Origin of the sequence: Streptomyces sp. NPDC002463 (assembly GCF_042889835.1) — a bacterium.
Lineage (GTDB): Bacteria > Actinomycetota > Actinomycetes > Streptomycetales > Streptomycetaceae > Streptomyces > Streptomyces nymphaeiformis.
In genome coordinates this window covers 30,396-50,028 of record NZ_JBIARL010000029.1, presented here as the reverse complement: position 1 = coordinate 50,028, position 19,633 = coordinate 30,396, and the positions used below count along the sequence as shown (strand labels likewise).

Sequence of the window (19,633 nt, the reverse complement as noted above, 5' to 3'; positions counted from 1 at the left end):
CGGGCGACGAGACGCCACCGCTCGCGCTGTCACTACGGGGACTGCTCTACCGGATGGGAGATATGCGTGAAATATGGAGAGTAAAGAAATCTTGTAGGAATCACGGTGTGGTGTTTGGTACGGACATGGGCGGGCAGCCGCACGATTCAGTTCGCGAGGGGAGCAGGCTCATGGCCTCAGCACAGCCGGGCCGCAGCCGACGTCCTCCGCCGGAGGAGGATCAGGACCGAGAGGTGCCCGCCCGGAAGGCCGTCGCTCGCGCGAAGCCTGCGCGCAAGACGCCGACGCGCAGGAAGACCTCCGGTGCGGCCGCGGCGATGCGGTCCGCGGTGGAACAGGTCTCGGAGCTCCTGGGACGCGTCCCCGAGTCGGTTTCGTCTCTCCGGCCGATCGAGGACGGCTGGGAGGCCCAGGTCGAGGTCCTCGAGCTGGAACGGATACCGGACACCACCAGCATCCTCGCCAGTTACAAGGTCACCGTGGACGCGGAGGGCGAGCTGATCTCGTACGAGCGCACCCGGCGATACACCCGGGGCATGATCGACCGGCCTACCTGACCGGGGCCGGCGCGTGAAGGGAAGCGGCCATGACCGTGGTGCCGCAGAGTGGAAGCAACGTCAGCAGAAGCACGGGCGGAGGCACGAGCAGTCTCTACGACGTCCTGGAGCTGATCCTGGACCGAGGCCTGGTGATCGACGTGTTCGTGCGCGTCTCTCTGGTGGGTATCGAAATCCTGAAGATCGACGCACGGATCGTCGTCGCCAGCGTCGACACCTACCTGCGCTTCGCCGAAGCCTGCAACCGCCTGGACCTGGAAGCCGGCCGCAAGGCCCCCACCCAGTTGACCGACGTTGTCGGCAACGCGGTCGAGAGCGGGGCGCGCGGCAAGTCCAAAGGGGCCATCAGCGGCGTCGTGGACGCGGTGACGCAGTCCTTGGGCGGCTCGTCCGACGACGACGAAGAAGAACAGGAAGAGCCGGAAGAAGCGGCGGAAGAGGAAGAGACTCCCCGACGCCGTCGGCCCGCCCGGCGCACCGCCCGCCGAGAGAGGGAGTAGACGATGCCCCTCTACGTGTACTCCGTCATCGCCGCCGCGCACCCGTGCCGGCTGGACGGGCTGACGGGCGTCGGAACCGAACCCGCTCCGGTGCGCGCCGTCACCGCGGGGCGATTGCGAGCGGTCGTCTCGGACGTCGATGAGGAGATCCGGCCCAGACGCCGCGACCTCACCGTCCACCAGGAGGTGCAGGACCGGCTCATGGCCGACGGCACGGTCCTCCCGCTGCAGTTCGGCTACACCGCCCCCGACGACCAGGCGGTCACCCAGGTGCTCCTGGAAAACGCCGACGGCTATCTGGCGGCGTTGGAGCGGTTGCGGGGCTGCGCCGAGTACCAAGTGAAGGTCTCTCAGGACGAGGACGCCCTCCTGCGGGAGATCCTGTACGGGTCGGACCGGGCGCGGCAGCTCAACGACCGGATCCGGGGCGGCGACCCCGACCCTCGGCTGCCGCTGGAGCTGGGTGAGCTCGTCGCCGCCGAAGTGGGGGAGCGGCGGGAGGGCCTGGCCGCCGGACTGGTCCGATCGCTCGTCCCTCTCGCACGGGATCACAGCGTCCGAACCCCGGCGGACGGAGACATCCTCAACATCTCCCTCCTGGTCCACGACGACGACAAGAACGCCTTCCTGGAGGCGGAGGCCCGCCTCGCCGAGCAGGTGGAGGACGTGGGGTTCCGGGTCAACGGGCCGCTGCCCCCCTACAGCTTCGTGTAGCCACGCGCGGGCCGGTGCGCTCGGTACGGGAACCGCCCAGGGAACACCGAGGAAGAACGCCATGGGAATGCTGACCAAGCTACTGACCGCGCCGCTGCTGCCCGTGCGGCTCGTGACGTGGGCGGCGCAGAGAGCCCTGGACCAGGCGAACGAGGAGTACTACGACCCGGCTCCCGTCTACGCGGCCCTCGCCGAACTGGAGCGCAGCCTGGTGGACGGAGAGATCGACCAGGCCACGTTCGACAGCCAGGAGGACGAACTCCTCGACCGACTCGACGAGATCGCACAATTCCGGCAGAGCCCGCAGTGACCCAGGAGGTCGGGTGTCGTGACTGACCCGCTTGCCCACAGGATCGCCCCGATGCCGTCCCGGGCGACGTCGGCGTCGTACCCGCCGTCCTCGTCGGCCAGCCTTGCCGACATCCTCGAACGCGTCCTGGACAAGGGCATCGTGATCGCCGGGGACATCCGGATCAACCTCCTCGACATCGAGCTGCTCACCATCAAGCTGCGGATCCTCATCGCGTCGGTGGACAAGGCCAAGGAGATGGGCATCGACTGGTGGGAGCACGATCCCTCGCTCTCCTCGCGCCACAGCGGTGACCCGCTCGCGGAGGAGAACCGTCGTCTGCGCGCCGAGGTGGAAGCCCTGCGCCGTGAGCGACTGGACGCCGCCCCGCAGAGCCCGGCAGAGGAAGGCGCGGAGCGACACGAAGGGGTTCGGTCCGGGGACGCCACGAGAGAGAGGCGCGCACCATGAACGGCGAGCCCGGCCTCACCTACGTCTACGCCGTGGCCGCAGGCACCCCGCGACTGGACGAGTCGCTGACGGGACTGCGCGGCGTAGGAGACGCTCCGGTCACCTTCCTGGATCCCGGCCGGCCGAGATCGCCCGCCCCGGTGTTCGTCGTCAGCGAGGTCCCCGCCGGTGAGTGGCGGGAAGAAGCCCTCAGATCCCGCTTCGAAGACCTGGGCTGGCTGGAGAAGACCGCCAGAGCCCACCACGACGTCATCCAGGCCCTGACCGAGCACACGATCGTCCTGCCCCTCCGACTGGCCACCCTCTACCAGAACGACGACCGCGCACGCGAAGCCCTGCGCGAGCAACAGGACTCCTTCTCCGCCCGACTCGCCCTCCTGGCCCGCCACGCCGAGTACGGAGTCAAGGTCTACATCGCCGCCGGAGCCGCCACGGCCGACGACATCCCCGCCGAGGCCCGCGCTCAGCCCACTGCGCCTGCGGTCGACGGCATCCAGGCCGAGGCCCCTGCCCAGCCCACGGCGTCAGCAGCCGACGACCCCCACGGCGAGGCCCGAGCCCACTCCACCGCGCCGACGGACGCCCCGAGCCCCGGCAGGGCCTATCTCCGGGCTCGCCGAGCCCAGCACCACGCCCGGGAGGACCGCTACCTGCAGGCCAGGCAAGCGGCGGATCGCATCGCGGCCATCGCAGCCCGCCTTGCCACGCACGCCGTCCGCCACCCCGTGCAGACCGGACCGCTCACACGCGGCGAGAACGGCGAGAACGTCCTCAACGACGCCTACCTCGTCCCCGACGAGAAGGCAGAGGCCTTCCGCGCAGCACTCGACGAGGCGGGCCAGGGCCTGCCCGGCATCCGCATCGAAGTCACCGGCCCCTGGGCACCCTATTCCTTCGCCGTGTCACCGGCCCCGGCCGCCGACACGGCCGATCGTACCGACAGCCGATCATGACCCTCACCGAGCGAGACGACTCGCTGCCCGGCCGGCAGGTGGCCCTCGTCGACCTCCTCGACCGTCTCCTGGCCGGAGGCGTCGTCATCACGGGCGACATCGTCCTGTCGATCGCCGACATCGACCTCGTACGCGTCTCCCTGCGCGCCCTCATCACCTCCGTCACGAACTCCGACGACCCCTTCGCCCCCAGGAGCCGGCCATGAACGCGGAACCCACCGGGCCGTCGCCGCCTCCGGACCCGGACGCGCTCGGTGCCCCGCTGGCGCACGCCTTCCGGCTGCTCCAAGAGCCTCCGGCACCGCCCGGGGAGCCCCGGCCCCCGGCTCACCGCATCCGCACCGATCCCGACGCCGTCGGCGAGGACCTCCTCAAGCTCGTACTCACCGTCGTCGAGCTTCTGAGGCAGCTCATCGAACGCCAAGCCCTTCGCCGTGTCGACTCGGGCGACCTCACCGACGCACAGGAAGAGGAGCTCGGAGCCACTCTCCTCGCCCTCCACGACCGCATGACCGAGCTGTGCTCCGAGCACGGATACACGCTCGAGGACCTCAACTTGGACCTCGGCCCCCTGGGCACCTTGCTTCCGCCCTCCGGGTGACACGGAGATCCGGTGGCGGTGGGGGAGGGGCCGCGCCTACCGCGGCCGAGAGCGGCCGAGCGACTTCACCCTCGACAGGAGAGGGAAGCCGCTCGGCCACGTGTGGTGCGGGCGGGGCGGTCCGGATCGCAGACGCGTCACGACCGTCCCGTGCGAGGTCATCTGCGCCGCGCGAACAGGCGGAACACCGAGAGCAGGACGAGCGACCCGACGATGGCGGCGATCCAGGTGGAGATCTCGAAGAAGCCGTCGACGGAATCGACGTGGAAGATGACCTTGCCCAGCCAGCCGCCGAGCAGGGCGCCCGCGATGCCGATGAGCGTGGTGACGATGATGCCGCCCGGGTCCTTTCCCGGCATCAGCATCTTGGCGATGATGCCTGCGAGAAGCCCGAGGAGGATCCAAGCAAGTATTCCCATGATTCCTTCTGTCTCCCGATGTGGCGTTCCGATGTGCTGGGACTGGCCGGCTCAGCTGCGCGTACCCCCGATCCGATCAGGGAAGCCTGTCCTTCCCCTTCTCCTTGAGGCGCCGGGCCTTGCCGCGCATCTGCAGCGCGCCGCCCTTGGCCGCGAGCTTCTCGTTCCCCATCGCGTGGGCGGACTTCCTGATGGCGCTGCCGGCCACCTCTTCCATCTGCCCCTTCGTCTTCTCCCAGGTGCTCATCTCTCGCCCTTCCGCAGGCTCTTTCCACACCTCGGGCTACCACTTGTGCCGAACCGTCGCCGGCGACACGGCGTGCAGGGCCCGCCGCACCGTCATCCGCACACCCCAGGCCATCAGGTGGAGCTCCCACTTCGTGATGCGCACCAGGCTCCGGCGTACCACGGCCCGTGGTTTCCAGCGGGAGAGCGCCCGGTGTCTGCCGTGACGGTGGTGGCCCACTCCGTATTTCACCCGATCCTCCTGACGCTCAGCTCAGCCAGGCAGCTGTCCCTCGAAGACGCAGGTGACCGAAGTGATCGTGATTGCTTTCGCTTTCGTCTTCTAGATCTGCGAGTGCACCATAAGTTCGACTTTAAACATTCAGGGCCGGGCGATGCCAAGAGATCGGAACCGTCGTGGAAGAGGTTCGGGACGCAGGCCGACCCCGTGCGTCAAGGGGTCTCCATCGAGCCCTGAAGTGTGATCAGGGTGGCCCGGAGCGCGTCGCGCCGCCTTGAGCCGGGCCTCGTACGGACGATCCTCGCCCTCGGCGAGATCGCGACGGCGAGTTGCTCGAGGGCCCTGAACGGCTCGGTATGCGTCCCGTCGGATCTGGAACGTCCAGCGGCCGGGAATGACGTCGTGCCCGAGGACCTCGGTCTCCACGCCATCGGCCCGGTCTCCGTGACCGGCGTCCCGCAACGACCTGACCGCCCAGTCCCGTTCGAAGTCTGCCGTGCCCGTCAGCTGGTGGACGGATGGAGGGCTCCACGGGCCCGATCGAACGGCCTTCGAGCGTCGTCCACAGGACGGCCGGAAGCCGGCCCATGGCCCGTCGGCATCCTCCTCGCCGGCGTCCCTGTCGAGCGCAGCCGGCCCCTCGCTCCAGCGCGCACGACGCTCCTCTCCTGTCGGTCCCACCACGGCGTGCCGCGCTCCCCGAGGGCGAGCCTCGCCGTGCGCACTCGGTTTCGGGGGCGCGCACCGCCTTCACCCGGGCGCCCGGTTGTCGGATCCGCTGGGCCGCTTCCTGGAGCCGGACTTCGTTCTCGGCGTTGATGCCGAGGTCGTATCGGCGCTCGGCCGGCCGGCGCACCGGCTCGTAACCGATACCGCCGAAGGCTCCGGTACGACAGCGAGGGGGATGGCGTTCATGTACGACGCGGCCCAGGTCTGCCACGGCGGCTCGCAGGCACCCACGCGCACAGGAGCGCCGGCGAGCGAGCCGAACGTGCGGTGCTGGTCGGCTGCAGAACAGTCCCGCGTCCGGAAGACACCTTGTGGCGACTGCCGAGGGTCACCGTCCTGAAGACGTCTTCGTACTGACCCGGACGACGTCGACATCCGCGAGACACGGGGCAACCGGAGACCGGTCGGCGGACCGCGTCGAGGAGGTCGGCATGGAAGGGCCGGTGGACCGGATCCGCGATCCCTGGGGCGGTCGGGTTCCCCACGGACGCCACCAGCCGTGGCCGGCTCGGGTGGACACCTGTCTCACTGAAGGGCTCCGCCCCGACCAGGTGCAGAAGCGGGTGCAGGCGGCTTCCATCCTCCACTCCGACGGGGACGCCATGGAAATCGCGGTGGTGGACGGACGGATGGTCGGTGTACGGGGACGTGCCACCGACCGGGTCAACCGCGGCCGACTCGGGCCGAAGGACCTCTTCGGCTGGCAGGCGAACGCGTCACCCGACCGGCTCACACGCCCCCTCGTCCGCGAGAACGGCCGTCTCGTGGAGTCCGACTGGGAGACCGCGATGAGCCGTGTCGTCTCCTGCTCCCGCTCACTCCTCGACGAACGCGGCCCCGGGGCCATCGGCTTCTACACCAGCGGGCAGCTGTTCCTGGAGGAGCACTACACGCTCGCGGTCCTCGCCCGGGCCGGCATCGGGACGAACCATCTCGACGGCAACACCCGTCTGTGCACAGCCACCGCCGCAGAGGCGCTCAAGGAGACGTTCGGCTCCGACGGCCGGCCCGGCTGCTACGAAGACATCGACCACGCCGACGTCATCGCCCTCTTCGGTCGCAACATCGCCGAGACCCAGCCCGTGCAGTGGATGCGCGTCCTGGACCGCCTCGAAGGCAGCGACCCGCCCCGTCTGCTGTGCGTCGATCCCCGGCCCACCCCGGTCGCCCGGAAGGCGACCGTGCACCTCGCGCCCCGGATCGGCACGAACGTGGCACTGCTCAACGCGAGCTCCTGCACGTGATCATCCGCACCGGACGGGTCGACCACGGTTACGTCCGGACGCACACGGTCGGCCACGAGGAGCTCGCCGCCCAGGTCCAGGACTGCACGCCGGAATGGGCCGCCCGGATCTGCGATGTCCCGGTCTCCCGGATCGTCGAGGCGGCCGAGCTGCTCGGAAGTGCCGAGCGGCTGCTGTCCACCGTGCTCCAGGGCGTATACCAGTCCCATCAGGCCACCGCGGCGGCCGTTCAGGTCAACAATCTGCATCTGCTCAGGGGAATGCTGGGAAGGCCCGGAGCGGGAGTGCTGCAGATGAACGGGCAGCCCACCGCCCAGAACACCCGCGAATGCGGCGCCGACGGAGACCTCCCGGGCTTCCGGAACTGGCAGAACGACGCACACGTCGAGGACCTGGCCCAGGTCTGGAACGTCGAACCCGCGGTGATTCCGCACTACGCACCGCCCACGCACGCCCTGCAGATGTTCCGGTACGCCGAACAGGGTTCGATCCGCATGCTGTGGGTCAGCGGGACCAATCCCGCCGTATCCCTGCCGGAACTGTCCCGCGTCCGGACGATCCTCGCCCAGGAGCGCCTGTCCTCGTCGTCCAGGACCTGTTTCTCACCGAAACCGCCCAGTACGCCGACGTCGTACTGCCCGCTGCGACCTGGGGAGAGAAGACCGGCACCTTCACCAATGCCGACCGCACCGTCCATCTCTCGGACAAAGCCGTAGAACCGCCGGGAGAGGCGAGGCCGGACCTCGACATCTTTCTCGACTACGCCCGCCGCATGGACTTCCGGCATCAAGACGGAGGGCCACTCGTCACGTGGCGGGATCCGGTGTCGGCCTTCGAGGCGTGGAAGCGCTGCAGTGCAGGCCGTCCCTGCGACTACACCGGCCTGACCTACGAGATGCTGCGCGAGGGCACCGGCATCCAATGGCCGGTCGGCCAACGGGCGCCCCGGGGAACGCCGCGCCTCTACACCGGGGGCATCAGTTGGGCCCATCCGGACATGTGCGAGACCTACGGCAAGGACCTCGTCACCGGGGCTGCCGACGGCGAAGACGACTACCGGGCCCGTAACCCCGAGGGCAAGGCCATGTTCAAGCCCGCCGCCTACACGCCCGCGCACGAGACTCCCAGCGACACCTATCCCTTCCAGCTCACCACCGGCCGCACCCTCTACCACTTCCACACCCGCACCAGGACGGGCCGCTCTCCCCGACCGAACGCGGCGGCGCCCGACGTGTGGGTGGAGATGTCGGCCGACGACGCGACCCGCCTCGATCTCGCGGAGGGTGACGTCGTGGAGGTCACCACCCCACGCGGCGCCCTGCGAGGACAGCTGCGCATCACCGGACTGAGGCCGGGCGTGATCTTCGTGCCCTTCCACCACGGATACTGGGACACGCCGTCAGGCGCCGGTCCCGACGCCTCCACTCCGGGCCGGGCGGCGAACGAAACGACCATCACCGACTGGGAACCCGCCTCCGAACAGCCGCTGTTCAAGACCGCCGCCGCAGCGGTCACACGCGTCGCCCGCGGCCACGGACAACCCTCACCCGCCCCCCACCACCACGGCCTCCGCCCCGGCCGGCCGGCGCCTGCCGGCCACCACGGGCGGACCGATGGCACGGGTGACCCAGCTCCCCGACCCCGCATGGGACCGGGAGGAGGACCGCCGGTGAACGGCATCGAACCGGCACCGCGGACCCTGAACCAGGGCGAGGGACACCTGATCGGCGAACTCACGGATCTTGCGGAGCGCCATCGTGCCGAGCACGAGATCCACCACGTGGCCGCCGACCTCGCCACGTGGTCCGGGGAGCACGTCGAGCGTCTCCGTGAGGCGGCGGCCCGCCATGGCCTGGACCTCGACACGGCACAGGACGCGCGCTTCGCGGCGTTCGGCACCAGTCGTCCGGCCACCCTCGCCACCCTGCCCGACCCCGGCCTCCTGCTCCTGCTGCTGCGTGACCTGCGCGAGGTGCACCTGGCCGCGACCTGCAACTCACTGCACTGGGAGATGCTCGCCCAGGTCGCGCAGACGTCCAAGGACACCGCACTCCTGTCCCTCGCCGCAGGTCCTCGCCGCCCTGTGACGCTCCGTTCTCCCCGGGCCGTTCTCCCCGGGCTCACGGCTCCGGAAAGAATGCGGGCCGGCCGGCTTCGGCAGGTTCGCGAGTACGCATCCACCGCTGGTGAGAGCTGTGCGTCCACCCGCCCGGGCCTCCGGGTGGCCACATGGCGTCAGCCGGTGGCCGTGAGCTCGGCGCACGGCGGCGGCCGGCCACCGTACGTCCAGGCCTTCGGGGCCGTGCCGTAGACGTGGCAAGGGCGCTGCTCGGCGTATCAGCCGCAGCCCGGGACGGCCACCGCGGTGCCGAGGTCGTAGCAGACTTCGAGCCGGCCCGGATGCGCCCCGAAGGCGTACGTGAGCGCCGAGAGGTCCAGGGGGATCAGGGTAGGCCCAGAGCGCGTCGAGGGCCGCGTCGTGGGCGCTTCGCTCGGGCCGGTGGGGGTTGCGCAGGTCGTGCACGGTCTGCACCAGGGGCTTGCCGTGCCGTCGAAGTTCGTCGACGAGCCCTGACGGCTGACGTGGGCTCTGGGCGTCGGCCCCGAAGGGGAGATGGTGGAAGTCGAAACTGTCGTGGCGGTCACGGACCCGGGCCGGGTCCAGCATCACCGGGGGGCCGGCACCGCGCACAGCGGTGAGCCGCCCTTCTGCCGACGCGGCATAAGGGGGCCGTCGCACGAACACCCGCGACCCGGTTGGCCCGCGGTTCCACCGTTACGCCGTGCATCTTCGGGTAGCCGCACTGCATGATTCCTTCCAAGCCTTTCGCGGCTCCCCTGCACGACAGCACCCTGGGCGCGCTGGCGCGCGGATACGCGTGGCTCCCCGACCGGATGCGGTCGGCCGGCGGCGCGGTGTACCGGACCCGCCTGCTGGGCAGGCCCGCGGTCGCCGTACGAGGTCCTGAGGCGGTGCTGTTCTTCTACGACGAGGAGCACGTCGTACGGAAGCAGGCGCTGCCCGGGCCGGTTCTGGACACCCTCTTCGGACGGGGGGCCGTACACACACTGGACGGGGATGCGCACCGCGCCCGAAAGGCGCTGTTCATGGCCCTGCTCAAGGACGACGAGAGCGTCGCGCACTTGTGCACCCTCGTCAGGCGTCGCTGGCACGACGCGGTGGAAGAGGCGTCCCGGGCGGGAGAGCCCATCGTGCTGTTCGACACGACGGCCGAGGCCCTGGCCCTCGCCGTCCGTGATTGGGCGGGCATCCCCCTGCCCGACGCGGAGGCCGCAGGTCTGGCCCATGACTGCGTGGCCATGGTTGACGGCTTCGCCGCTCCCGGACTGCGCCATCTGCGAGCCCGCAGGGCCCGGACGAGGCAGGAGAACGCGATGGGCGGTCTCGTCGGTGCCGTGCGCGAGAGTCCGACGGACGGCGACAGGCCGACGGTGCTGGAGGCTGTGGCCCAGCACCGGACCCCGGATGGCGAACTTCTCGATACGCACACTGCCGCGGTGGAGCTGCTGAACATCGTCCGCCCCACGATCGCGATCGCCTGGTTCGCGACCTTCGCGGCGCACGCCCTGCACCGCTGGCCGCACCACCGAAAGCTGTTGCGCGCGGACCCCACCGGCGAGCACGCCTTGGCCTTCGCCCACGAAGTGCGGCGCTTCTATCCGTTCGCACCCTTCGTCGGTGGCCTCGCCGCCCGGGACCTGACGTGGCGAGGCGAGCGGATCGAAAAGGGCACGATGCTCCTCCTCGACCTCTACGGGCAGAACCACGACCTGGACCTGTGGGACCATCCGTACCGCTTCGAACCGCACCGCTTCAGTCGCGCGCGTCGCCTCCCTGACGGACTCGTCCCCCAAGGAGGCGGGGATCCGGCCCGCGGGCATCGCTGCCCCGGCGAGGACGTCACGGTCACGGTGCTCTCGACACTCGTGACCGAGCTGGCCGGGCTCGAGTACAGCGTCCCCGCCCAGGATCTGACCATTCCGCTGTCGCGGGTACCGACGCTGCCGCGCAGTGGCTTCGTCCTCGGCCTCGCGTGACGAACTTTCGCCTGACTGCTCCTCATTTCCATGGGGGCGCGGCAACCAGCGGACCCGGTTCGAGGAGTTCCCGAACTTCGTGGAGGGTGCGGATGGTTGCGTAGGTTCAAGCTTCGAGCGAGAGCACTCGTCGGCGGGTTTCGGCATCACCCCGCGACCGCGTCGACCGTGAGCGGCTGTGGGTCTGGCTCAGTGGCTGACGCGCGCCCGTTCGGAGTGGGGTGTGGTGAGTGCTGCTGCTGTAGGGGCAAAGCCTGCGGCTTGCTCGCCACCATGCTTACCACGGCTCCTCCCCATACCCGGGGTGGTCTCTGAACGGGGTTGTGGAGCGTCGTTGCGAGTGACGGGGTGTCCAGACGGTGGGAGCACGAGACCGTGCGGCTGGGCGGGGGTGTTGACGGCCGCGCCCTGCTACCCGGTCCGCCGGTGGGAGCCGTTCACTCGTCACGGTGGACCCGGGCCGTGTCACCCGCCCGTCCCATGACCGCTCCGGCAGCGTGATCACCATGAACCTCCGCCGTACCGTGATCCTCGCTTTGGCCGTGCTCGTCACGAGCGGCTGTGTGGCCGTTCCTTCGGCTCCCGGCCCTCGCCCGCCGGCCGCCCGGCCCGGGGAACTTGCCGCGGCGGCCGACCGGCCGCCGGCGCCGATCCCCACGTGGTCCGAGCCCACCCAGGCCGCACCCCGCGAAGAGCTCTCCACCACCGGTCCCCGCCCCGAACCCGCGCCGGTGACGACCGCCCCCACGCCCGCCGCTGCGGCAGCCGAGCCCTTCCACACCGACAAGGCGGGCCGTCGTACGAGGCTGCGGAAGTCCCCCGAGACGATGGCGGAGAAGAGGACCCCGAAGGGGGTGACGTCCGCAGCCGGGAAGAATCGGAAGCCCCGGTCCCCGCAGAAGCACCAGGCCGCGCCACGGCGGCGGCAGGCAGCCAACGGGCAGGCACCCGAGATGCGCCGACTCTGTGCCCAGGCCAAGGAGATCGGCGCGCCCATGGGCGCCGCTGACCTCTGCCGTAGCGTGTACGGCCGCTGATCGGACGGGAACGACGTGGCCCGCGTGTCACTCTCCTGCGTAGGCAACGGCCAGGACCGTCGCAGTGTTCGTCACGGCGTCGATCGTGATCACCGCCGTGACGTGACCGCGGGCGACGGTACGCAGAGCACGGGTGCTTGCCACGCCGATGCCCCGGCATCGGCGAGGAGGCCCGAGCCGACCGCGGGCTCCTGGGCTCGGTGCTCACGGTGACGGGGCTGGTGAACCACCCCACGGAATGGCGGCACCGGTCCTACGGGGACCGCTACTGGGCCCTGAAAACAGGAGCAGTTGCTGCCCTCTACGGTCCGAGGGAGGCCGGCTTGTGCAGCTGTCCCGAGGGCTGTCTTGGCGATCTTCCTCTGGGCGGACGCAACCGGCACCCCGCCGGAGCGCGTGTCGGCTGGAGGAGAAGTTCACAAAGACGTTGCCCGTCGTGGCCGTGCGGTCCGGGAGATCAGGAGCCGTTGCATGTCGGACAAGATCACACTGCGTCCCGTCACCGCCGGTGACCTCGACGTGTGGGAGCGGGAGTTCGACGGGCCGGAGGGCCGGGGCGTCCACCAGTGGTTCGGCCACCAGTCGACGGCCGACCTGCGCCACCGCTTCGCGGAGAACGGCCTCCTCGGCCCCGACGGCGGGCTGTTCTCGGTCGTCGAGGGCGACGTGACGGTCGGCCGGGTCAAGTGGTTCCCCGGCACCTGGGGGCCTGCGGACCTGACCGACTGGAGCCCGGCCGTCGGTCTGGTGCCCTCCGTCCGCGGCCGGGGCATCGGCACCCGGGCCCAGCGGCTCCTTGCGGACTACCTCTTCGAGCACACCAGAGCCGACCGTGGCGGACGGTGGAACGACTCGGCTGTCCACTCCATGCTCCGCGTGGAGCGGCCCGGCAACGTGGAGATCTGAGAGCCGAATGCCTGACGGGGCTGACTCCGCCCTCAAGGACGGAGTCGCCGGCCCTGGGGGAACGACCGATGCGAGCTCACGGGTGCCCGCCGTGACGAACACGTGCGCCGAGCCGCGATCGCATGACCGACAGGAGCCTGTCCGACGATGATCAGGAACATCACCAGCGTGAATCAAGGCCGAGTGCTCGAAGCCTTCCGTCAGGAAGCCGGGGCCCTGACCGATGCCGTGACAGGGCTCTCCCCGGCCGAGTGGAGCCTTCCGACACGCTGTACCCCCTGGACAGTGCTCGACCTGTTGGGGCACGTATGCATCGTGATCGACTGGCTACCGGGCATGCTGGACGCACCGGCACCCCGTGAGCCGGAGATCTCGGCGGCGGAGTACTACCGCCCGGACGAGCGCTTCTCGCCCCGGACCAACGACGGCCGGATCGCGCTGGCCCAGGACCGTGCGGCCCGGTCGGCCGACGGCGCCGCCTTCGTCAAGGACTTCGCCGTCGCCTGGCAGCGGGTCGACCGGCTGTGCCGGGTCCAGCAGGATGGCCGGACTGTACGAACGCGTCATGGCGACGCCATGCTCCTGTCGGAGTTCCTCCTCACCCGCGTGGTGGAGGTCGCCGTCCACGGTCTCGACCTTGCCGACGCACTTGGACGCAAGCCCTGGCTGACCTCGGCCGCGGGCGACGTCGTGGCGGAGTTGCTCCTCGGCAGGGAACACGCCGTGGCCACCGGCGAGCTGGGGTGGAGCCGGACGCGTTTCCTGCGCAAGGCCACCGGGCGGGAGCCGCTGGACGACACGGAGGCCGTACAGGTCGAGCAGCTCGGCATCCGCTGGCTCGCCCTGGGCTGACCTGGGCGCCCGCCCGTAACCCGGGAAACCGGGAATCGCCCTGCAGGCGAGCGCAGGGCGTGCTGCCACCGCCGGGCTTCCTTTGCTGCAAGACGCCGCTCTCCGCAGCCGCTCCGTGAGGCATCCGCCCCTCGGCGAGTCGGCCCGCGTCGCACCGCCAGTCGCATGCACGGCTTGGTTGGTACCTTTCATTTGTCGAGTGAAAGCAAAAAGCTTCGCTTGCGATGAGAGAGGGGGCACGTGACGTGCTGGCTGAAGAGCGACGTGAGGCCCTCCTGCGCCTGATCGAGCGCAGGGGGTCGGTCAAGGTGAAGGACGTGGCGGAGGAGATGGGGGTCTCCGCCGTCACCGTGCGCCAGGACGTCCGGGACCTGGCGGGCCGGGGCCTGGTGGTGCGTGTGCACGGAGGTGCCATGTCATCGAGCGCGGCGCAGGCAGCCGACGTGGCCGGGCCCGCCGCCCCTCGTTCGGCGACGGGGCAGGGGGACGTCTTCGGGCTGATCGTTCCGCCTGGAAGCTACTACTACCCCGAGATCATCCGAGGAGTGCAGGACGCGGCACGCACGCACAGGGTGCGCGTCGTGCTCGCGGTTTCCGGCGAGACATTGGAGGACAACCGGGAGCAGGTGCGACGGCTGGTCGCGGCGGGTGTCGACGGCCTGCTGCTGATGCCGCGCGCCGGGCTGGAGCCCGTGGACCTGGCCGAGGAGTGGCTGACGGGTCTCGACGTGCCGGTCGTCCTCGTGGACCGCAGGGTCGGCGGGCAGGCCGGGCGACTGGAGCAGGTCGCGTCCGATCACGCCCACGGCGCGGGACTGGCGGTGCGGCACCTCGCCGAGCGGGGGCACGACCGGATCGCCCTGGTCGCGCGGGTGGAGAGCCCCAACACGCCTTTGATCCGCGAGGGTTACGTGGCGGCCTGTCAGGCCCTGCGGCTGCCGGTGGGTCCGGAGTACGGCATCGATCCGAGTGACGGGGCGGCGCCGGCCGAGTGGTTCGAGGAGTTCGTGCGGGCGGTCGAAGCGGGTGATGTCCGGGCCGCCCTGGTCCACAACGATCTCGACGCCGTCGCGCTGATCGGCCTCCTTCGGGCACGTGACCTGCGCGTTCCGGAGGATCTGGCCATCGTGACGTACGACGACGAGGTCGCCGAGCTGAGTGATGTGCCGCTCACGGCCGTGGCGCCGCCCAAGAGGGCCGTGGGGGCGTGGGCGGTCGACCTGATGAGGCGCCGGATCGCCGATCCGGCCGCGCCCCTGGCCGAGCTGCTGCTCCGCCCGGAGCTGCGCGTGCGGGACTCCAGCAGTGCCCCGTCCACGCCCGGCGGCCGCGCTTAGACGGGGTGGGGAGCGACGTCAGGTCACATCGGTAACTTTCGTTTTCTTTCATATGAAGCAAAAGCATTGACGAAGCGATTCTCCTGTCGAATGATTCCGGTCAACGCCCCCGCGAACGATCGGTGCACATCATGCTTCGCAGAACCACGGCCGTCCTGGCCTGCTCCGTCACAGCTCTCGCCCTGCTCGCCACCGCCTGCGGAGAGACGGGCCAGGGGGCTCCACCCGCGGTGAAGAAGACCGGGGAGGTCACCTTCTGGTCCTTCGTCAAGGGGTCCGACAAGGTGGCTGCGGCCTTCAACCGCAGCCACCCGGACATCAAGGTGACCTTCGAGACGGTCCCGTCGGGCCAGGAGTACTACTCCAAGCTCACCAACGCCGTGAAGGCCGGCACCGCGCCCGACGTCGCGGTGGTCGAGTACCCGAACCTGCCGGAGTTCGCGGCCCAGGGAAAGGTCGAGGACCTGAGCTCCACGCTCGGCCCGGTGGTGAAGGAGCGGTTCCCCGAGGCGACGCGGCAGCTGGTCGACCTCGGCGGCAGGACCTGGGGCGTCCCGCGTGACGCGGCGCCCCTGATGATGATGTACCGCAAGGACTTCTTCACCCGGCACAAGATCGAAGTCCCCACGACGTGGGACGCGTACCGGAACATGACCGAGCAGGTGAAGAAGGCCGACCCCGCCGCCCGCGGCGGTGTCCTGTACACCGACAATCCCGGGGTCCTGGAGGCACTCTCCTGGCAGGCCGGCGGCCGGTGGTTCTCGACCGAGAAGGACTCCTGGAAGGTCACCGTCGACGACGGCCCGTCGAAGAAGGTCGCCGCCTACTGGGGCGACCTCGCCCACAAGGACCTCATCCGCTCGCTGAGCCAGCTGGACCCGTTCTGGACGAGCGTCCAGAAGGGCCAGACCGTCGCCTACGTCTGCGCCAGCTGGTGCGCCGGAGCACACCAGGCGACCGTGCCCGACCAGAAGGGCAAGTGGGCCGTGGCCCCCGTCCCCACGTGGGACGGAAAGCCGGCCTCGGGCATGTACGGAGGCTCGTCCTTCGTGATCCCGAAGGGGTCCGACAACAGCGGCGCCGCCGCCGAGTTCATCAGGTGGATCACCACCGACCCCGAAGGCATGAAGGCATGGGTGTCCTCCGGCACCAGCAGCATGTTCCCCGCCGATCCGGGGCTGGTGCCGGTGACGAAGGCGGCCTTCAGGACGGACTACTACGGCGGACAGGACATCTACGCCCTCATGTCCCGGTCCTACGACGCCATCCCGCCCGGCTGGACGTGGGGCCCGGTCATGGGCGCCACCAACACCGCCATCGTGGACCAGCTTCCGAAGGTCGCCGACGGCTCGGTGGACCTGCCTGGTGCCCTCTCCACCGCCGAGCAGGCCACGGTCGCACAGATGAAGCAGCGCGGCCTGACCGTCACCGCCCCGTAGAAGTCCGGAGCCCGGACCGGGGGACCGGCCCCGCCCGAACGGCGGGCCGGCCCCGGACCCTCAGCACCCGCTCTCCCCGCCCCACCCAAGGAAGGCCGGTATGGCAAGCCCATCCGCCCGAGGACAGCGCCGGACCGCCGCACTGCTCCTCACACCGTTCTTCGGCCTGTTCGCGGCCGTCACCCTCGCCCCGCTGCTGTACGCCGCCTGGCTGAGCCTGTTCACCACCCGCACCTCCGGCCTCGGGTTCGGCGGAACCGTAAGCGTCTTCTCCGGCCTCGGAAACTACGCCCGCGCCCTGTCCGACGAGGCGTTCCGCGAGGGCTTCCTCGTCATCGCCGCGTACTGCGCGATCTACATCCCCGTGATGATCGGGGGCGCGCTGGTCCTGGCCCTGCTCCTCGACTCCGGGCTGGCCAAGGCCCGGTCCTTCTTCCAGCTGGCGCTGTTCCTCCCACACGCGGTGCCGGGACTGATCGCCGCACTGATCTGGGTGTACCTCTACACCCCCGGCCTGAGCCCCGTGATCGACCTCCTGGAATCCGGCGGCATCGGCATCGACTTCCTGTCGGTCGACAACGCCGTGTTCTCCGCGGCCAACATCGCCGTCTGGGAATGGACCGGCTACAACATGGTCATCTTCTACGCCGCCCTCCAAGCCGTGCCCCGCGAGACGCTCGACGCGGCGAAGGTCGACGGCGCGGGAGCCGTGAGGACGGCGCTGTCCGTCAAACTCCCGATGATCTATCCGGCGGTGGCCCTCGCCGTCCTGTTCACCGTCATCGGGTCGATCCAGCTGTTCACCGAGCCGAAGGTCATCTACAACGCCTCCAGCGCGATCGGCAGCAGCTGGACCCCCAACATGTACGTCCAGACGGCCGCCTTCCAGAACAACGACTTCGGCCTGGCCGCAGCCGCGTCCTTGCTGATCGCCCTGTTCGCCGCCGTGCTGTCGTTCGTCGTCACCCGCATCTCGCGCCGGGGGAGCAAGTCGTGACCAAGACCTCCGCACTCCACGCTCCGGCCCCCGCACCCGTGACACCGCCGCCACCCGGTCGCCGGCCGACGCCTCACGGACGCGAGGGCCGCGTGAAGTCACCCTCCGTCCTGCTGTCCAAAGCCGGTGTCACGGCGATGCTGGGCCTCGCCACCCTCTACACGCTGCTGCCGCTGACCTGGCTGCTGCTGTCCTCCACCAAGAGTCGCGCGGACCTGTTCGGCACGAACGGCTTCGCGCTCGGGGACGAGACCCACCTCGCCGACAACCTCGGACACCTGTTCCAGGCCGACGGCGGCGTCTACCTGCGCTGGCTGATCAATACGGTGCTGTACGCCGGTGTGGGCGCCCTCCTGGCAGCGATGTTCAGCGTCGCCGCCGGCTACGCGTTCGACAAGCTCGCGTTCCCCGGCAAGGAGCGCCTGTTCTCGCTCGTGCTGCTGGGCGTGATGGTGCCCGGCACGGCGATGGCGATCCCGCTGTACCTGCTCGCCGCCAAGGCCGGCCTGGTGAACACGTTCTGGGGCGTCTTCGTCCCCGGCCTCGTCTTCCCGTTCGGTGTGTACCTGGCCCGGGTCTTCAGCGCGTCCTACGTGCCGGACGAGGTCCTGGAAGCGGCACGGATGGACGGTGCCGGCGAGTTCCGGACCTTCTGCCGCATCGCCTTCCCGATGATCGCGCCCGGTTTCGTCACCATCTTCCTCTTCCAGTTCACCCAGATCTGGAACAGCTTCTTCCTGCCCCTGGTGATGCTCTCCGACCAGGACCTGTACCCGGTCAACCTCGGCCTCTACGTGTGGTACTCCTCCGCGCTCACCCAGGGCCACCCCGAGGACTACCTGCTGGCCGTCGTCGGCTCGCTCGTGGCCGTGGCCCCGCTGATCGCCGTCTTCCTGATGCTGCAGCGGTTCTGGAAGTCCGGCATGACCGCCGGCGCCGTCAAGTAGGACGCCACCGTGAGGAATCCATCCATGCGCCCGACCTCGGCCACCCGCCCTCGCGCACTGTTCGCCATGGGCCGCCATCACCGGGACACGTTGTTCGCACCCGCCGAGATCCAGCGGCTGACGGCGTACGTCGACATCGACCCGGACCACGTCGCCGAGGACCTCGTCGAGGAACCCGCCCTGGAGGACGTGGAGATCCTGATCACCTCCTGGGGCTGTCCCGTCCTCGACGAGGAGGTCCTGGCACGGGCACCTGCTCTGAAGGCGATCGTGCATGCCGCAGGCAGCGTCAAGCACCACGTGACACAGGCCTGCTGGGACCGCGGTCTCGCGGTCTCCTCGGCCGCCGCGGCCAACGCTGTCCCCGTCGCCGAGTACACGGTCGCAGCGATCCTCTTCGCCAACAAGCGGGTCCTGGAGATCGGCGGCCTCTACCGCGACCACCGCTCTCCCCTCGACTGGTCCCGGCACTTCCCCGGGTTCGGCAACTACCGCCGGACCGTCGGGGTGGTCGGAGCGTCACTCGTCGGGCGCAAGGTGATCGAACTGCTGCGGCCGTACGACCTCGACGTCCTCCTCGCCGACCCGCACGTCAGCACGCTGCGGGCAGCGGCGATGGGCGTCCGGCCGGTGGAGCTGGACGAGCTCGTCGGCGCCTCGGACGTCGTCTCCCTGCACGCCCCCGCGCTGCCCGAGACCCATCACCTGATGGACGCGCGCAGGCTCTCGCTGATGCGTGACGGCGCCACGCTGATCAACACGGCCCGTGGCTCCCTCGTCGACACCGAGGCCCTCACCGCCGAAGCCGTCAGAGGCCGCATCCACGCGGTCGTCGACGTCACCGAACCGGAGGTGCTTCCCGCGGGCTCACCGCTCTACTCCCTGCCCAACGTCCTCCTCACCCCCCACATCGCCGGCTCGCTCGGCGGCGAACTGCACCGGATCACCGGCAGCGCCCTCGACGAGATCGAGCGCTACTGCGCCGGAGAACCGTTCGCACACGCCGTGCAGCAGGCCGCCCTCGCGACGTCGGCCTGACCGCTCCGGCCGGTCCCGGACGACGCCGATCGGGGAACCGGCCGGCCCCTCCGCCGTGCTTTCCCCCTTACGGCATCT

Annotated in this window: 20 protein-coding genes and 3 pseudogenes; 20 read left to right on the top strand and 3 right to left on the bottom strand. The window is 70.0% G+C overall.

Annotation, left to right across the window (positions count from 1 at the left end; genetic code table 11):
* The first annotated feature begins 170 nt into the window (after positions 1-170).
* The 8 genes from ACFYX3_RS37685 to ACFYX3_RS37650 all read left to right on the top strand — a co-directional run bounded on the left by ACFYX3_RS37685 (position 171) and on the right by ACFYX3_RS37650 (position 4,085).
* On the top strand, positions 171-557 hold the full coding sequence (locus tag ACFYX3_RS37685) for a gas vesicle protein (RefSeq protein ID WP_389023817.1): 387 nt from the start codon (positions 171-173) through the stop codon (positions 555-557).
* Between the two features lie 29 nt (positions 558-586).
* Entirely contained in the window at positions 587-1,057 is a 471-nt protein-coding gene (locus ACFYX3_RS37680) for a gas vesicle structural protein GvpA (RefSeq protein ID WP_389023813.1), read from the top strand.
* A gap of 3 nt (positions 1,058-1,060) precedes the next feature.
* A complete protein-coding gene (locus tag ACFYX3_RS37675) occupies positions 1,061-1,771 on the top strand; it encodes a GvpL/GvpF family gas vesicle protein (RefSeq protein WP_389023810.1) in 711 nt (236 codons plus the stop codon).
* Positions 1,772-1,832: 61 nt separating this feature from the next.
* The gene (locus ACFYX3_RS37670; protein WP_389023807.1) at positions 1,833-2,081 is read left to right on the top strand and encodes a gas vesicle protein GvpG; all 249 of its coding nucleotides are present in this window, start codon (positions 1,833-1,835) and stop codon (positions 2,079-2,081) included.
* Positions 2,082-2,099: 18 nt separating this feature from the next.
* On the top strand, positions 2,100-2,531 hold the full coding sequence (locus ACFYX3_RS37665; protein ID WP_389023804.1) for a gas vesicle protein: 432 nt from the start codon (positions 2,100-2,102) through the stop codon (positions 2,529-2,531).
* Positions 2,528-3,484, top strand: coding sequence for a GvpL/GvpF family gas vesicle protein (locus ACFYX3_RS37660; protein WP_389023800.1), 957 nt, complete (start codon positions 2,528-2,530; stop codon positions 3,482-3,484). Before ACFYX3_RS37665 ends, ACFYX3_RS37660 begins: the two co-directional genes overlap by 4 nt.
* Positions 3,481-3,690: a gas vesicle protein gene (locus tag ACFYX3_RS37655; RefSeq protein WP_389023797.1), complete on the top strand. Its 210-nt coding sequence runs from the start codon at positions 3,481-3,483 to the stop codon at positions 3,688-3,690. The genes ACFYX3_RS37660 and ACFYX3_RS37655 overlap by 4 nt, the downstream gene beginning before the upstream one ends.
* Entirely contained in the window at positions 3,687-4,085 is a 399-nt protein-coding gene (locus ACFYX3_RS37650; RefSeq protein ID WP_389023794.1) for a gas vesicle protein K, read from the top strand. The genes ACFYX3_RS37655 and ACFYX3_RS37650 overlap by 4 nt, the downstream gene beginning before the upstream one ends.
* A 158-nt stretch (positions 4,086-4,243) precedes the next feature.
* Here the strand turns inward: ACFYX3_RS37650 and ACFYX3_RS37645 are convergent, their stop codons facing one another.
* The 3 genes and pseudogenes from ACFYX3_RS37645 to ACFYX3_RS37635 all read right to left on the bottom strand — a co-directional run bounded on the left by ACFYX3_RS37645 (position 4,244) and on the right by ACFYX3_RS37635 (position 5,572).
* Positions 4,244-4,504, bottom strand: a complete 261-nt coding sequence (locus tag ACFYX3_RS37645) for a GlsB/YeaQ/YmgE family stress response membrane protein (RefSeq protein ID WP_389023791.1) — start codon at positions 4,502-4,504, stop codon at positions 4,244-4,246.
* 76 nt (positions 4,505-4,580) lie between these two features.
* On the bottom strand, positions 4,581-4,751 hold the full coding sequence (locus ACFYX3_RS37640) for a hypothetical protein (RefSeq protein ID WP_382663375.1): 171 nt from the start codon (positions 4,749-4,751) through the stop codon (positions 4,581-4,583).
* A 360-nt stretch (positions 4,752-5,111) separates the two neighbouring features.
* Positions 5,112-5,572 (bottom strand): annotated as a pseudogene (locus tag ACFYX3_RS37635) (hypothetical protein).
* A 558-nt stretch (positions 5,573-6,130) separates the two neighbouring features.
* Here ACFYX3_RS37635 and ACFYX3_RS37630 point away from each other — a divergent pair.
* The 12 genes and pseudogenes from ACFYX3_RS37630 to ACFYX3_RS37575 all read left to right on the top strand — a co-directional run bounded on the left by ACFYX3_RS37630 (position 6,131) and on the right by ACFYX3_RS37575 (position 19,555).
* A pseudogene (locus ACFYX3_RS37630) lies at positions 6,131-8,616 on the top strand (molybdopterin oxidoreductase family protein).
* The gene (locus tag ACFYX3_RS37625; protein ID WP_389023787.1) at positions 8,613-9,254 is read left to right on the top strand and encodes a hypothetical protein; all 642 of its coding nucleotides are present in this window, start codon (positions 8,613-8,615) and stop codon (positions 9,252-9,254) included. The pseudogene ACFYX3_RS37630 and the gene ACFYX3_RS37625 overlap by 4 nt, the downstream one beginning before the upstream one ends.
* Positions 9,255-9,751: 497 nt before the next feature.
* Entirely contained in the window at positions 9,752-11,002 is a 1,251-nt protein-coding gene (locus ACFYX3_RS37620) for a cytochrome P450 (RefSeq protein WP_389023784.1), read from the top strand.
* Between the two features lie 506 nt (positions 11,003-11,508).
* Entirely contained in the window at positions 11,509-12,039 is a 531-nt protein-coding gene (locus ACFYX3_RS37615) for a hypothetical protein (RefSeq protein ID WP_389023781.1), read from the top strand.
* A gap of 123 nt (positions 12,040-12,162) precedes the next feature.
* Positions 12,163-12,356: pseudogene (locus ACFYX3_RS37610) on the top strand (dipeptidase); the annotation flags it as partial.
* A gap of 154 nt (positions 12,357-12,510) precedes the next feature.
* Positions 12,511-12,945, top strand: a complete 435-nt coding sequence (locus tag ACFYX3_RS37605; RefSeq protein ID WP_389023778.1) for a GNAT family N-acetyltransferase — start codon at positions 12,511-12,513, stop codon at positions 12,943-12,945.
* Positions 12,946-13,092: 147 nt separating this feature from the next.
* Positions 13,093-13,797 (top strand): maleylpyruvate isomerase N-terminal domain-containing protein, encoded by a 705-nt coding sequence (locus ACFYX3_RS37600; RefSeq protein ID WP_389023775.1) that lies wholly within the window; start codon positions 13,093-13,095, stop codon positions 13,795-13,797.
* 245 nt (positions 13,798-14,042) lie between these two features.
* Complete coding sequence (locus tag ACFYX3_RS37595) at positions 14,043-15,134, top strand: LacI family DNA-binding transcriptional regulator (RefSeq protein WP_389023772.1); 1,092 nt, start codon at positions 14,043-14,045, stop codon at positions 15,132-15,134.
* Between the two features lie 131 nt (positions 15,135-15,265).
* Positions 15,266-16,573, top strand: coding sequence for an ABC transporter substrate-binding protein (locus ACFYX3_RS37590; protein WP_389023769.1), 1,308 nt, complete (start codon positions 15,266-15,268; stop codon positions 16,571-16,573).
* A gap of 100 nt (positions 16,574-16,673) precedes the next feature.
* Positions 16,674-17,570, top strand: a complete 897-nt coding sequence (locus tag ACFYX3_RS37585; RefSeq protein WP_389023766.1) for a carbohydrate ABC transporter permease — start codon at positions 16,674-16,676, stop codon at positions 17,568-17,570.
* A gap of 92 nt (positions 17,571-17,662) precedes the next feature.
* Entirely contained in the window at positions 17,663-18,517 is an 855-nt protein-coding gene (locus ACFYX3_RS37580; protein ID WP_382663362.1) for a carbohydrate ABC transporter permease, read from the top strand.
* Positions 18,518-18,541: 24 nt separating this feature from the next.
* The gene (locus ACFYX3_RS37575; RefSeq protein WP_389023762.1) at positions 18,542-19,555 is read left to right on the top strand and encodes a hydroxyacid dehydrogenase; all 1,014 of its coding nucleotides are present in this window, start codon (positions 18,542-18,544) and stop codon (positions 19,553-19,555) included.
* Positions 19,556-19,633 lie beyond the last annotated feature (78 nt).